This is a genomic window from Ralstonia sp. Ralssp110 (genome assembly GCF_047325135.1).
Taxonomy (GTDB): domain Bacteria; phylum Pseudomonadota; class Gammaproteobacteria; order Burkholderiales; family Burkholderiaceae; genus Ralstonia; species Ralstonia mojiangensis.
Genome location: NZ_CP168610.1, coordinates 3157646 through 3172126, shown reverse-complemented (window position 1 = coordinate 3172126; position 14481 = coordinate 3157646). Strand labels below are relative to the sequence as shown.

Genomic DNA, 14481 nt, shown 5'->3' with positions numbered 1-14481 from the left:
ACGCATCACTTCACCCAAGACTGATCACCGGAGACTTGCATGACCACGCCGCTTTCCATCGATGCCGCCACCGCTGCTGCAGACGCCGCGCTGTTTCCCGGCTTCCGTCCGTTCCGCCAGATGGCCAACGGGGTGGAGATCGCGGGGGTGATCGGCGGGAGCGGGCCGCCGCTGCTGTTGCTGCATGGCCATCCGCAAAGCCATGTGATCTGGCATAAGGTGGCGCGCGAGCTGGCGCACGATTACACGGTCGTTGCGACCGATCTGCGCGGCTATGGCGCCTCGTCCAAGCCGGCCGGCAGCGCCCGGCATGCGGAATACAGCAAGCGCACCATGGCGCAGGACCAGGTGGAGGTGATGCGCGCGCTCGGCTTCGGCCGCTTCCGGCTGTGTGCGCATGACCGCGGGGCGCGGGTGGCGCATCGCCTGTGTGTCGATCATCCCTTGCACGTCGAGCGGGCCATGCTGCTCGACATCGCCCCCACGCTGGCGATGTACGAGCACACCGACATGGCGTTTGCATCCGCCTACTGGCATTGGTTCTTCCTGATCCAGCCGTCGCCGTTTCCTGAGACGCTCATCAACGCCACGCCCGATTTCTACATCGGCAAACTGATGGGCCTGCGCCACGCGGGGCTCGAACCGTTCGCCCCGGAGGCGATGGCGACCTACGCTGCCGCCATGCGCGAGCCCGCCAGCGTGCACGCCATGTGCGAGGACTATCGCGCCGCCGCCACCATCGACCTTGAACATGATCGCGCCGACCGCGACGCAGGCAAGCGCGTGAGCGTGCCGCTGCGTGTGCTGTGGGGCGAGCACGGCGTGATCCAACGCTGCTTCAAGCCGCTGGAACTGTGGCGTGCCGTGGCGGACGACGTGAGCGGTGGCACCGTGCCGTGCGGGCATTATGTGCCGGAAGAGGCGCCGGAAGCGCTGCTCAAGGAGATGCGGGCGTACTTTGCGTGAGGCAGCCGTCTAGGCGTCGGCCCATTCGCGCAGCAGGTTGTGATACGTCCCCGTCAAGGCGATGACTGACGGGTCGTCCTGCCCCAGCAATCCCATCAACCGCTGCAGTTCCGTATCCATCTGGAACAGCAGCGTGCGATGCGCGTCGCCGCGCACCATGCTCTGCAGCCAGAAGAATGAACAGACGCGAGCGCCGCGTGTGACAGGCGTCACGCGGTGCAGGCTGCTGCTGGGGTAGAGCACCATGTCACCCGCTGCAAGCCTGACGCGGTGCTCGCCGAAGGTGTCGTCGATGATGAGTTCGCCGCCGTCGTAGTCTTCAGGTTCGGTCAGGAACAGCGTGCAGGAGAGGTCGCTGCGGATACGGAAATCCGTGCCGCGCAGATGCCGCACGGCGTTGTCGACGTGGTTGCCGAAGGTCTGGCCGCCCGCGTAGCGGTTGAACAGCGGCGGGAACACCTTGAGCGGCAACGCGGCGGAGAAGAACAGCGTATTGGTCGAAAGCGCATCCTGGATGAGGGTGCCGACCTCGCGCGCAGCCGGCGAGCCTTCGGGCAACTGCATGTTGTGCTTCACCTGGCCTGACTGCGCGCCGGCGGTGACCTTGCCGTCCACCCACTCGGCGGCACCGATGATGGCGCGGCACCGCGCAACCTGTTCCTTGGTCAAGACGTTGGGAATCTTCAGCAACATGATGGTTCGGTTTCCAGCGCGATGGCCAGCACGCGCAGGCGCGCATCGGGATGGCCGGCGAGAAAGTCATGCGCCTTCGCGAGGAAGGCGGGTGTGGCGGTGCGCGTGACGGCGTGCATCCAGGTGACGGCGTCGTTTGCGCGGTTGGCGAGTGCGAGCAGGCGCGCGGCGTTGAACTGGCCGCGAAAGTCGCCGCCCTCTGCGGCGCGCAGGTAGCAGCGCAGGGCCATCGCCGTGTCCGCCTCGACTTCCCAGCCGTCTTCATAGAAGCCGCCGAGCACGTTGATCGACTTGGCGTGGCCTTGCGCGGCCGCAGCCTGAAAGAGCGCGAATGCGCGAGCGCGGTCCGCCGGGATGCCGCGCCCCAGTTGCAACTGCGTCGCGTAGTTGTACTGACCCCAGTCGAGGCCGGCATCGGCCGCGCGGGCGTACCAGTGCGTGGCGGTCTTGTCGCAGGCGGGCGCACCCCAGCCGTGCTCATAGCAGCGGCCCAGCATGTTGGCGGCCATCGCATGGCCCGATAGCGCGGCCGTCTTGAACCAGAACAGCGCTTCGCCCGGATCGCGTTCGACGCCGCGGCCATCGAGCAGCCATTGGCCGAAGATGGCCTGCGCTTCGGTGTGCCCGCGCCGGGCGGCAGCCGCCAGCCAGCGTGCGGCGCGCTCAGCAGGGCCGGTCAGCACGGCGTGGATCGCATCGACCACCGCCGGATCGGCTGTGGGGCCGACAGCCGCTGCGGCGGTTGCAGCGTCAGCCGGCATCAGTAGCGAATGCCCAGCGTCAGGATGGCTGTGCGGCCCGGTGCCAGCGATGCGTAATGCGATGCATACGCCTGGTTGAAGTACACCTTGTCGAACACGTTCTGCACGTTCAGCTGCAGGGTGGTGTGCTTGTCGACGCGGTATGCGGCCATGGCGTCAAAGCGCCAGTAGGCCGGCACCCACTTCGGGTTGGCGGGGTTGGTGCTGCCCCACACCTTCGAGACGTAATACGCGCCGCCGCCCAGCGTGAGTTTCGGCATCGGCTGATACGTCGTCCACAGGCTGAAGCTGTTCTTCGGCGTGTTGGGGAAGGCCGTACCGTTGGTGCCGCCAAAGGCAGCGCCCGCGCCGCCGTTGTTGCGCAGCTCGCTCTTCAGATACGTGTAACCGCCGAACACCTGCCAGCGGTTGGTCAGCGCGCCCGACCAGCCCAGCTCGAAGCCATCGACGCGCTTGTTGCCCGCCATGGCGGCGGTGCCGTCCTGCTGCACGATGCGGGCGTTGGTCGTCTCGATCCGGAAGATCGCGGCCGTCAGTGCCAGCTTGCTGTCGAGCACGTTCCACTTGGTGCCGAGTTCGTAGGCGCGGTTCTTTTCCGGAGCGAGCACGTCGCCGCGATTGCCCGAGCGGTCCGGCGTGAGCGCGCTTGTATCAGCGCCCTGGCCCGCCACCGAGCCCGACGGCGTGGAAGACGTGCCGTACGCCACGTAGATGCTGCCGTTCTGCGCAGGCTTGAACACCACGCCGAGCTGGTAGTTCAGCAGATTGTCATCGCGCGAGAAGCTCGAACGCATGCCTTGCGCACTGGCCGACGTGGTGGCCGATGCCGAATAGCGATCAAAGCGCAGCCCGCCGTTGACCTGCCAGCGCGGCGACAGCTCGATCGTGTCGAACACGTAGGCCGATTGCGTGCGCACCGTCGTCTCGGCGGGATTGTTGTTGAGCTTGATGCTGCCCGCCCAGGGGTCGTTCGGGTTCGGGTTGAAGAGATCGGTGCAGTTGTAGCCGCCGGCCGCGCCGATGCCGCTCGGGCAGCGGTTGCTGCCGGTCGCCACCGCGTATGTGTCATTGCGGCTGCGCTCGCGCGAGAACTCCAGGCCCGCCACATAGCTGTGCTGGAGACCGCCGGTGTCGAACTTTCCGGTCGCTTCCGTCTGGTTGGCGACGGTGTTGGCCACCGAATAGCGCGAATTGGTGCGGCGCCAGACCATGCCGTAGTAGATGTTGCCCTGGCTGTCGTCGGGCTGCGTCCAAATGGTGTCCTGGCTTGTGCGGGCGATGCGCGTGGTGTTGCGCAGCTTCAGCGCGCTCGACACATCGTGCTCCAGCGTGAAGGTGCCCATGTCAGCGCGGTCGCGGCGGAAGTCGCGCGACAGGCCGTAGTAGACATTGCGGTCGACATGCACGGGCGCGCCGTCGCCGGGGCCGAACAGCTGCGGGCGGCCGTCGGTGCGGCGGTTGAACGTGCCGTTGTTGTACGGAATGCCGGTGTCGGGCGTGTCGTTCGATTGCAGGTGGTAGTACGACAGCGTCGCCCGTGTGGGCGTGCCCAGCCCAAAGGCGATGGACGGTGCAATGCCCCAACGGCTGAAGCTCGTCACGTCGCGCCCCGCAACGGCGGCGTCGTGGGCCATCGCGTTGAGGCGGAAGGCGGCGTGCTCGCCGATCTGGTAGTTGCCGTCGGCCGTGACACGTTTGTACGCCGCGTTGCCGACTGACAGCGTGCCCTCGGTGAAGTGCTCCAGCTTGGGCGTCTTCGTGACGATGTTGACCGCGCCGCCTGCCGCGCCGCGGCCTTCATACGCACCCGACGGCCCTTTGATGACCTCCACCGATTCCACGTTGAACATCTCGCGCGATTGCGCACCGATGTCGCGTAGCCCGTCGAGGAAGGTGCTGGCCTGCGCGTCGTAGCCGCGGATGAACGGGCGATCGCCGACGGGGTTGCCGCCTTCGCCGGCGCCAAACGCAATGCCCGGCACCGTGCGCAGCGCCTCGGTGAGCGTGACGGAGCCGGTGTCCTGCAGCACCTCAGCCGGAATGACTGTGACGGACTTGGGCGTATCGAGCAGCGGCGCGGTGAATTTGCCGCCGGACGCGGTATCCGTCTTGAAGCCGCTGCTGCCGGTTACGGTCTGCTCGGGCAGGGTGGCGGATACGGCGTCTTTTTTCGTGTCGGCCAGCGCCGGCGCTGAAGCCACGGCAAAGCTCATTGCGCCGGTTAGATATCCCACGACCGAATGTTCGGTGCGCTTGCGTTCCGTCTGTGCTGCGTACATGGCGTGCTGCCTCTCCCCAAAAGTTCTCATTACATGTGTGATGCAAATGAGAATTGTTATCGTTTACATGTGAGCGAGTCAACGCATCGGCAAGCGAATTCCTTACGAACATGCAGGCTTCGTCATATAAATCAGGGGGTTATGACGTTCCCGGGCCGCCGTAGAAAATTGTTGAGAGCCGCGATGCCCAAACGCTTCCATTTTTTCAATCAAATGATTTAGTATTACCGGGCAGGTTGTCCAACCGAATTCCCTTTCAAGGCGAGCGTCGCGTGAGCATGGACCCGGAACTCCTCATCGAGCGGCGCGGCCAAGCGCTGTGGCTGACCATTCAGCGCGAAGACCGCCGCAACGCGATCAACGCCGCCGTGCTCGAAGCGCTGACTGCCGCGCTGGCCGACGCCGACCGTGACGCCGCCGTGCGCGCCGTGGTGCTGACCGGCGCCGGTACGCGCGCCTTCTGTGCGGGGGCCGATCTGCAAAGCGGCCAATCGTTCCGCTTCGACTATTCCGAGCCGCACCAGGCGCTGGCCGATCTGTTTCGCGCGGCGCGTCGCTGCATCGTGCCGCTCGTCGCCCGCGTGAACGGCGCGTGCATGGCGGGCGGCATGGGCTTGCTGGCGATGTGCGATCTGGCGGTGGCCAGTCGCAGCGCCACGTTCGGGTTGCCGGAAGTGAAGGTCGGCCTGTTTCCGGCGCAGGTGCTGGCCGTGCTGCAGCACCAGTTGCCGCGCCGCGTACTCAATGAACTCTGCCTGACGGGCGAACCGATGAACGCAGACCGCGCGCTCGCCGCCGGCCTCGTCAACGAAGTCGCCGAGCCTGAAGCGCTGGATGCTGCAGTCGACGCATTGCTCGCGCGGCTGGTCGACAAATCGCCGTCGGCCATCCGGCGCGGCCTGTACACGCTCAAGCAGGTGGAATCGCTCAGCTTCGAGCAGGCCATGGCGTTTACCGAAAGCCAGATCGGCTTGTTTGCCCTGACCGAAGATGCGCAGGAAGGGCAAGCCGCCTTTCGCGAAAAGCGCGCTCCTAACTGGACGGGCCGCTGACATGCGCAAGGACACCGTTTCCATTGGCGGGGCCAGCGGTTTCTGGGGCGACAGCATCACGGGCCCGATGCAACTGGTCGCCTCGGGCCGCATCGACTTTCTTGTCTTCGATTACCTGGCCGAGCTGACCATGTCGCTGCTGGCCAGCGCGCGCATGAAGAACGCCGAGCTGGGTTACGCCACCGACTTTGTGAGCGTGGCGATGCGCGCGGTGCTCAAGGATGCGCTGGCGCAGAACATCCGCATCATCGCCAACGCGGGCGGCGTGAATCCGCGCGGATGCGCAACGGCGCTGCAGGCGTTGGCCGATGAACTGGGCGTGAGCGTGCGCATTGCGGTGGTGGAAGGCGACGATGTCACACCGTTGCTGCCCGCGCTGCGCGACGAAGGCGTGCGCGAACTGCAAAGCGGCCGCCCCTTGCCCGACAAGGTGGTCAGTGCCAACGCGTATCTCGGCGCATTGCCGATCAAGGCAGCGCTGGATGCTGGCGCGCAGGTCGTCATCACAGGGCGATGCGTCGACAGCGCCGTCACGCTTGGCGCGTTGATGCACCACTTCAGCTGGGCGATCGATGATTACGATCGACTCGCCGCCGGCAGCCTCGCCGGGCACATCCTTGAATGCGGCTGCCAAGGCGCGGGCGGCCTGCACACCGATTGGGAAGCCGTGCCCGACTGGGCGCACAGCGGCTACCCGATCGCTGAATGCCGGGCCGACGGCAGCTTCATCGTCACCAAGCCCGACGGCACGGGCGGGCTGGTGACGCCCGCGACCGTGGGCGAACAACTGCTCTACGAAATCGGCGACCCCGCGCGCTACGTGCTGCCTGACGTCGTCTGCGACTTCACACACGTGACGATGACGCAGGCCGGCGAGCACCGCGTCGAAGTGCGCGGCGCACGCGGTCGCGCGCCGACGCCCGATTACAAGGTGAGCGCAACGTATGCCGACGGCTATCGCGCGACGGGTCAGCTCACCGTTGTCGGCATCGATGCCGATCGCAAGGCGCGCCGCACAGCCCAGGCGATTCTGGAGCGCACGCGCGGCCTGTTCCGCCAGCTCGGTCTGCCGGATTACAGCGCAACGCATATCGAGACGCTCGGTTCGGCGTTCCTCTTCGGGCCGCATCAGCCGAACGTGCCACGATTTGAATCGGTGATGTGGCTGGCGGTGACGCATCCGAACAAGCAGGCGTTGGAACTGTTCGCGCGCGAAATCGCCCCGGCCGGCACGTCGTGGGCGCCGGGCACGACCGGCGCCGGCGGGCGGCCAAGCGTGGTGCCGGCCATCAAGCAATACGCCTTCCTGATCGACAAGGCGCGCGTGCAGGCGCGCGTGACGTTGCTGGGCGAGGAAAGCTTCGACATCGCCGTGCCGGCGGTTGGCGCCGCGTTGGAAGCATCCGCTGTTGCGCCGGCATCGGATGCATTGCCGCCCGGCCCGACACGCGAAGTTCCGCTCATCGAACTCGCGTATGCCCGCAGCGGCGACAAGGGCGACACCTCCAATATCGGCGTCATCGCGCGTCGGCCTGAAGACCTGCCGTTGCTGCGCGCGCAATTGACGGAAGACGCCGTTGCCGCTTACCTAGCGCACGTCGTGAAGGGGCGCGTCACGCGCTACGACTTGCCCGGCATCCACGCCCTCAACTTCGTGTGCGAACAGGCGCTGGGCGGTGGCGGCATGGCGTCGCTGCGCAACGACCCGCTCGGCAAGGGCATGGCGCAGGTGCTGCTGACGATGCCCGTGCGCGTGCCGGTCGACCACCCTTGATTGACGAGGCGATCATGCTCTCAGGCCTGCTGCCGTCTGCCCGCTTCGACGCCGATCACGACGCCGATCACGATACGTTTCGCGAGACCGTTCGCCGCTTTGTCGACAAGGCCGTGCTGCCGCACATCGATGCATGGGAAGAGGCCGAGACGTTTCCGCGTGCGCTGTATCGCGAGGCGGCCGACCTTGGCTTGCTCGGCATCGGTTTCCCCGAGGAATACGGTGGCACGCCGGGTGATTTGTTTCTTGAACTGGCGATGATCGAAGAACTGACGCGGGCGGCCAGTGGTGGTCTGCTCGCATCGCTGTTCAGCCACACGATCGGCGCGCCACCCATCGTGGCGGGCGGATCGGCAGAACTGAAGGCGCGTGTGTTGCCGCAAATCCTGGCGGGCGAGAAGATCAGCGCGCTTGCCATCACGGAGCCTTCGGGCGGCTCGGACGTCGCCAACCTCACCACGCGCGCGGTGCGCGACGGCGATTACTACATCGTCAACGGCAGCAAGATCTTCATCACCTCCGGCATGCGCGCCGATTACATCACCGTGGCCGTGCGTACCGGCGGGGCGGGCGCGGGCGGCATCTCCGTGCTGCTGGTGGAGGGCAACACGCGGGGCCTGACGCGCACGCCGCTTAAGAAGATGGGCTGGTGGTGCTCCGACACCGCTCAACTGCATTTCGATGATTGCCGCGTGCCTGTCACCAACCTGCTCGGCGCGGAAAACCGCGGCTTCGAGCTAATCATGCGCAACTTCAACCACGAACGCCTGGCGCTGGCGATGCAGGCCTACGGTCTGGCGCGCACGTGCCTGACCGAAGCCGTGGAATGGGCCACCCAGCGCGAAACCTTCGGCAAGCGTCTCGTGCAGCATCAAGTCGCGCGGCAGAAGCTGGTGGCGATGGCCACGCGCATCGAAGCGACGCGGGCATTACTTGAAGACCTGATGCGGCGCATGCAGGCCGGCGACTCTCCGGTCGCGCAGCTGTGCATGCTGAAGAACTTCGCCACGCAGAGCCTGCAGTTCTGCGCCGACACGGCCGTGCAACTGCTCGGCGGCATGGGCTTCATGCGCGGCACGAAGTCGGAGCGCATCTATCGTGAAGTAAAGGTCTACATGATCGGCGGCGGCGCGGAGGAAGTCCTCAGCGATCTTGCCGCGCGTCAGCTCGGCTGGGCCTAAGGGCCTAACGCGCGCATTCAGGGAGAGAACCATGTATCGCTCAGTCTTTCGACCGGGGCTGTTTCAGGGGCAAGTGGCCGTGGTGACGGGCGGCGGCAGCGGCATCGGCCGGTGCACGGCGCATGAGCTGGCATCGCTGGGCGCGGCCGTTGCGCTGGTGGGGCGCAATGCAGAGAAGCTCGCCGCCGTGCGCACGGAGATCGTCGAAGCCGGCGGCACCGCGCACACCTACGCTTGCAACATCCGCGACGAGGCCGCTGCGCAAGCCACCGTCGCGCAAATCTACGGCGAGCACGGCCGCATCGACGCGCTGGTCAACAACGCCGGCGGCCAGTTTCCGGCGCCGCTCAAGGACATCTCCGCCAAGGGCTGGGAAGCGGTGGTGCAGACGAACCTGACCGGCGGCTTCCTGATGGCGCGCGAGTGCCTGAATCAGGCGATGCAGCAGCACGGCGGTGCCATCGTCAACATCGTGGCCGACATGTGGGGCGGCATGCCGAACATGGGCCACTCCGGCGCAGCGCGCGCGGGCATGGTCAACTTTACGGAGACGGCGGCGTTCGAATGGGCGCAGTACGGCGTACGCGTGAACGCGGTGGCGCCGGGCTACGTGGCATCGTCGGGCATGGATGCGTATCCGCCGTGGATGGCCGAGACCATCCGCAGCATGCCTTCGACCGTGCCGCTCGGTCGCTTTGCAACCGAGGCAGAAGTGTCGTCGGCAATCGTGTACCTGCTGTCGGAAGCCGCCGCGTTTATCACCGGCACGACGCTGCGCGTGGACGGCGGCCGCCCGAACGTGCGGCCCGGGTTGCCCATGCCGGCACCGCGTCATGGCGCCGAGCCGTTCAACGGCTTCCACCTGGCCGTGACGCCCAAGGTGCTGCAAGACGAGGAGGGCCGCAATGCCGGCGCTTGAATCGCGCATCGTGCCGCAGAGCGATGCATATCGGCAGAACCATGCCGCGCTTACAGAGCGCGTGGGCCAGTTGCGGACGCTGGAGAACCGCACGCGCGACAAGTCCGAGGCTTCGCGCGCGCGCTTCGAACAACGCGGGCAACTGCTGCCGCGCGACCGGCTGGGCCGTCTGCTCGACGCCGGCGCGCCGTTTCTGGAGCTGTCGACGCTGGCAGGCTTCTGCCTCGATCACGCTGACCCGGCGCGCTCCATTCCTGGCGGCGGCTTCATCGCGGGCATCGGCTGGGTGAGCGGCGTGCGGGCGATGATCATCGTCGACGACGCGGGCATCGACGCCGGGGCCGTGCAGCCGATGGGCATCGAGAAGTTCCAGCGCGCTCAGGCCATTGCGCTGGAGCAGAAGCTGCCGTTCATCCACCTTGTCGAATCGGCCGGCGCCAACCTGCTGACCTATCGCGTGGAGACCTTCATCCACGGCGGTAGCGGCTTCTACTGGCTCGCGCGGCTGTCGGCGGCGGGCATTCCGGTGATCAGCGTGGTGCACGGGTCGAGCACCGCGGGTGGTGCCTACATGCCGGGCCTGTCGGACTACGTGGTGATGGTGCGTGATCGCGCGCGCGCGTTCCTTGCTGGTCCGCCGTTGCTGAAAGCGGCCACGGGCGAGATCGCCACTGAAGAAGAACTGGGCGGCGCACAGATGCACGCCAGCACGTCGGGCCTTGCCGAATACCTTGCCGAAGACGATGCCGATGCACTGCGCATCGCACGCGAACTTGTTGCTGCGCTCGACTGGAACCGCGATGTACCGGCAGCGGATCGCCCTTATGCGCCGCCGCGCTTTGATGCGGAAGAATTGCTCGGCATTGCGCTGACCGATCATCGCAAACCGCTCGACATGCGCGAGGTGATTGCACGCATTGCCGACGGGTCGGACTTCCTGGAGTTCAAGCCTGACTACGGCCCGGGCACCGTCACCGGGCACGCGGCCATCTGCGGCATGCGCGTTGGGGTCATCACGAACAACGGGCCGCTGGACCCGGCGGGCGCCACCAAGGTGGTGCACTTCATCCAGGTGTGCTGCCAGTCTGATACGCCGCTGCTGTACCTGCAAAACACCACCGGCTTCATCGTCGGCAAGGCGTCGGAGCAGGCCGGCATGATCAAGCACGGCTCGAAGATGATCCAGGCCATGGCCAACGCCACCGTGCCGCGCATCACCGTGCATTGCGGTGCGTCGTTCGGGGCGGGCAATTACGGCATGTCGGGGCGTGGCTTCTTTCCGGATTTCTGCTTCAGCTGGCCCAACGCCAAGACGGCCGTGATGGGCGCCGAGCAGGCCGCCGGCACGATGGCGACGGTCATGGCCACGAGCATGCAACGCAAGACCCAGACCGTCGACCACGACGCCATTGAAGCGATGCGCGCCAAGGTCATCGACACGTTCGAGCGGCAGTCCGACGCGTTCACCGTTTCGGGCCGATTGCTGGACGACGGCGTGATCGACCCGCGCGATACGCGCAAGGTGCTGGCTTGCGTGCTGGGCGTGTGCGAGGAAGCGCGCCGCCGCACCCTGCATCCGATCCAGTTTGGCGTTGCGCGCCCGTAGCCATCCCGAACCCATACACGAACAGCCCAGGACAACCGGAGCGAGACACCATGCACTTCACCCACGAACACCAGGAACTGCAGCGCAACCTGAAACGCTTCATCGACAGCGACATCAACCCATACGTGGATGAATGGGAAGCGGCGGAGATGTTTCCCGCCAAGCAGCTCTTCAAGAAGATGGGCGAGCTGGGCTTTCTCGGCATCGCCAAGCCCACCGAATTCGGCGGCCTGGGGCTCGACTATTCGTATGCGATGGCGATGGCCGAGACGCTTGGGCACATCCACTGCGGCGGCGTGCCGATGGCGATTGGCGTGCAGACCGACATGGCGACGCCCGCGCTCGCACGCTTCGGTTCGGACGAACTGCGCGCGCAGTTTCTCGCCCCCGCCATCAGCGGCGATGCGGTGGCGTGCGTGGGCGTGTCGGAGCCGAGCGCGGGCTCCGATGTGGCGAGCATCAAAACCACCGCGCGCAAGGACGGCGACGACTACATCATCAACGGCAGCAAGATGTGGATCACCAACAGCCTGCAGGCCGACTGGATGTGCCTGCTGGCCAACACATCCGATGACCCGGCCCACCGCAACAAGTCGCTCATCATCGTGCCGATGAACACAAAGGGCGTGTCGGTGGGCAAGAAGATCCGCAAGATCGGCATGAATTCGTCGGACACCGGCCTCATCTATTTTGATGACGTGCGCGTGCCCCAGCGCTACCGCATCGGCGAGGAAGGCAAGGGCTTCACCTACCAGATGCTGCAGTTCCAGGAGGAGCGCCTGTGGGCCGCGGCCAGCAGCCTGGCGACGATGACGATGTGCATCGAGACCACCGCCGAGTACGCACGCGAGCGCAAGCTGTTTGGCGCCAGCCTGCTCGACAACCAGTGGGTGCACTTCAAGCTGGCCGAGCTGAAGACGGAAGTGGAAGCGTTGCGCGCGCTCACGTATCGCGCGTGCGACCTGTACATCAACGGGCAGGACGTGACGGAGCTGGCATCGATGGCCAAGCTCAAGGCCGGGCGCCTGGCGCGCATCGTGCCCGATGCCTGCCTGCAGTTCTGGGGCGGCATGGGCTTCACGTGGGACAACCCGGTCTCGCGCTATTACCGTGACGGGCGTCTGGGCTCGATTGGCGGCGGTGCGGACGAGGTGATGCTCGGCATCATCTGCAAATACATGAACACGCTGCCGGGCAAGAAGGGCTAACGCGATGGCCACCTCGCATGCCGCATTCCGCTCGATCCTCATCGCCAACCGGGGCGAGATTGCGCTGCGCATCATGCGCACTGCGCGTCGCCTTGGCATGCGCACCATTGCCGTGTATTCCGAGGCTGACCGCGATGCGCCGCATTGCCGCGCGGCCGATCTTGCGTTGTCGATTGGTGCATCGCAACCGCAGGCGTCATACCTGAACGTTGCGGCGTTGTTGGAGGCCGCGCGCAAGTCGGGTGCGCAGGCGGTCCATCCGGGCTACGGCTTCCTTGCAGAGAGCGATGCCTTTGCCGGCGCATGTGCGGATGCCGGCCTCGTCTTCATCGGCCCACCCGCAGATGCCATCCGCGCAATGGGCAACAAGGCCGGCGCCAAGCGCCTCATGGAAGCCGCCGGCGTGCCGTGCGTGCCGGGCTATCAAGGCGAAGACCAATCGGCCGAGCGCATGGCCGAGAAAGCCGCACGGATTGGCTATCCGGTGATGATCAAGGCGGCCGCTGGCGGCGGCGGACGCGGCATGCGGCGCGTAGACCGGGCGGAGCAGTTTGCGGCGGCGCTGCAGTCCGCGCGCTCCGAAGCGGAAAACGCGTTTGGCTCGGGCGAGTTGATCCTCGAAAAAGCCATCGTCGAGGCGCGCCACATCGAGATTCAAGTCTTTGCCGATGCGCACGGCAACGTGGTCCACCTCGGGGAGCGCGATTGTTCGGTGCAGCGCCGGCATCAGAAGGTGATCGAAGAATCGCCGTCACCGGCCGTATCGCCCGAGCTGCGTGCGCGCATGGGTGCAGTGTCGGTGGCGGCGGCACGCGCCATCGGCTACGTGGGCGCGGGCACGCTGGAATTCTTGCTCGCCCCGGACGGCGCGTTCTACTTCATGGAGATGAACACACGCCTGCAAGTCGAGCATGCGGTGACCGAAGCGATCGTCGGCATCGATCTGGTCGAGTGGCAGTTGCGCGTGGCGCTGGGCGAGCCGTTGCCACTGGCGCAAGACGCCATCGATGCACGCCGCGCGCAAGGCGGCCACGCTATCGAAGTGCGGCTCTGCGCAGAAGACCCGCAGCAGAATTTCCTGCCGCAGAGCGGCACCGTCGCGCGCTGGCGTGCGCCCGGAGATGTGCGCACGGACCATGCGTTGACCGACGGGCTCGTCGTCTCGCCGTACTACGACTCGATGCTCGCCAAGATCGTCGCGCACGGCACCGACCGCGCCGATGCCTGCCGACGTCTTGCGCGCGCCCTGGACGATTGCCTGCTGCTTGGGCTGCCGACCAACCGGGCGTTTCTGCGCGACTGCGTGGCGCATCCGGCGTTCCTTGCCGGCGATGTGTCGACGGCGTTCATCGACCGCCATTTCCCGGCGGCGACGCGGCAGGCGGCCGTACCCGATGCAGCGGTCTGCCAGGCGGCTGCCGTGCTGCTCACCCACTTGCGTGAAGACACCGCACGCCGCTATCCCGCAGAACTGCATGGGTGGGCCAGCAGCCGCACGTATCCGACGCTGTGCCGCTTTACGCTCGACGGCGAAGCGATAGACATGCGCGTGCGTGCGCTCGGTGCGCAGCAATGGGAACTGGCCTGGGACGGCGGTGCCACGCAGGTGGCGCTTGTGTCAGAGGGCGACGGTCGCGTCACGCTGGCGCTGGGCGACACATTCCGCGCGGTGGATTACGCCGTCACGGCCGGCGCTTGCCACTTCGTGCTGAATGGCATCGAACACACCGCCATCGACACCACCTACGCCAAGGCCGAGCGCAGCGGCGCGCAAACCGGCAGCGGCCGCATCAGCGCACCGATGAACGGCCGCGTGGTTGCCGTGCACGTGGCCGAAGGCGAGGCCGTTTGCGCCGGTCAGGTGCTGCTGGTGGTGGAGGCGATGAAGATGGAGCACAGCATTGCCGCGCCGCTCGCAGGCGAGGTGAAAGGTCTGTTCACCCAGGTCGGGGCACAGGTTGCGCCCGGCGGGTTGTTGATGGAGATTGCCGCGGCCTGACGGCTGCACTGCCGTCCCGATCCATCGTTTCGTCGTGCAGTTC

11 protein-coding genes are annotated in these 14481 nt (G+C 66.3%); 8 read left to right on the top strand and 3 right to left on the bottom strand.

The features are described 5' to 3' along the window. Positions 1–39: 39 nt before the first annotated feature. Positions 40–966 (top strand): alpha/beta fold hydrolase, encoded by a 927-nt coding sequence (locus ACEN9T_RS23805; RefSeq protein WP_413707225.1) that lies wholly within the window; start codon positions 40–42, stop codon positions 964–966. Between the two features lie 9 nt (positions 967–975). Here ACEN9T_RS23805 and ACEN9T_RS23800 read toward each other — a convergent pair whose 3' ends face one another. The 3 genes from ACEN9T_RS23800 to ACEN9T_RS23790 are packed head-to-tail and all read right to left on the bottom strand — an operon-like array spanning position 976 to position 4699. Then, positions 976–1659 carry a Fe2+-dependent dioxygenase gene (locus ACEN9T_RS23800; protein WP_413707224.1) on the bottom strand — a complete coding sequence of 228 codons (684 nt, stop codon included), beginning with the start codon at positions 1657–1659 and terminating at the stop codon, positions 976–978. Next, a complete protein-coding gene (locus tag ACEN9T_RS23795) occupies positions 1650–2420 on the bottom strand; it encodes a tetratricopeptide repeat protein (RefSeq protein ID WP_092973679.1) in 771 nt (256 codons plus the stop codon). The genes ACEN9T_RS23800 and ACEN9T_RS23795 overlap by 10 nt, the downstream gene beginning before the upstream one ends. Continuing rightward, positions 2420–4699, bottom strand: coding sequence for a TonB-dependent receptor (locus tag ACEN9T_RS23790; RefSeq protein ID WP_413707223.1), 2280 nt, complete (start codon positions 4697–4699; stop codon positions 2420–2422). The genes ACEN9T_RS23795 and ACEN9T_RS23790 overlap by 1 nt, the downstream gene beginning before the upstream one ends. Positions 4700–4977: 278 nt before the next feature. On the opposite strand from ACEN9T_RS23790, the gene ACEN9T_RS23785 reads away from it, so the two are divergent. Genes ACEN9T_RS23785 through ACEN9T_RS23755 form a run of 7 tightly spaced genes read left to right on the top strand, consistent with a single transcriptional unit; the run spans position 4978 to position 14438 of the window. Then, positions 4978–5751: an enoyl-CoA hydratase/isomerase family protein gene (locus tag ACEN9T_RS23785; RefSeq protein WP_413708504.1), complete on the top strand. Its 774-nt coding sequence runs from the start codon at positions 4978–4980 to the stop codon at positions 5749–5751. 1 nt (position 5752) lies between these two features. Next, the gene (locus ACEN9T_RS23780) at positions 5753–7525 is read left to right on the top strand and encodes an acyclic terpene utilization AtuA family protein (protein WP_413707222.1); all 1773 of its coding nucleotides are present in this window, start codon (positions 5753–5755) and stop codon (positions 7523–7525) included. Between the two features lie 14 nt (positions 7526–7539). Then, complete coding sequence (locus ACEN9T_RS23775) at positions 7540–8706, top strand: acyl-CoA dehydrogenase family protein (RefSeq protein ID WP_092973801.1); 1167 nt, start codon at positions 7540–7542, stop codon at positions 8704–8706. 31 nt (positions 8707–8737) lie between these two features. Beyond that, entirely contained in the window at positions 8738–9625 is an 888-nt protein-coding gene (locus ACEN9T_RS23770) for an SDR family oxidoreductase (RefSeq protein WP_413707221.1), read from the top strand. After that, entirely contained in the window at positions 9612–11231 is a 1620-nt protein-coding gene (locus ACEN9T_RS23765) for an acyl-CoA carboxylase subunit beta (protein WP_413707220.1), read from the top strand. The genes ACEN9T_RS23770 and ACEN9T_RS23765 overlap by 14 nt, the downstream gene beginning before the upstream one ends. 50 nt (positions 11232–11281) lie before the next feature. Beyond that, entirely contained in the window at positions 11282–12439 is a 1158-nt protein-coding gene (locus ACEN9T_RS23760) for an acyl-CoA dehydrogenase family protein (protein ID WP_065860218.1), read from the top strand. Positions 12440–12443: 4 nt separating this feature from the next. Continuing rightward, complete coding sequence (locus ACEN9T_RS23755) at positions 12444–14438, top strand: acetyl/propionyl/methylcrotonyl-CoA carboxylase subunit alpha (protein ID WP_413707219.1); 1995 nt, start codon at positions 12444–12446, stop codon at positions 14436–14438. The last annotated feature ends 43 nt before the right edge of the window (positions 14439–14481 follow it).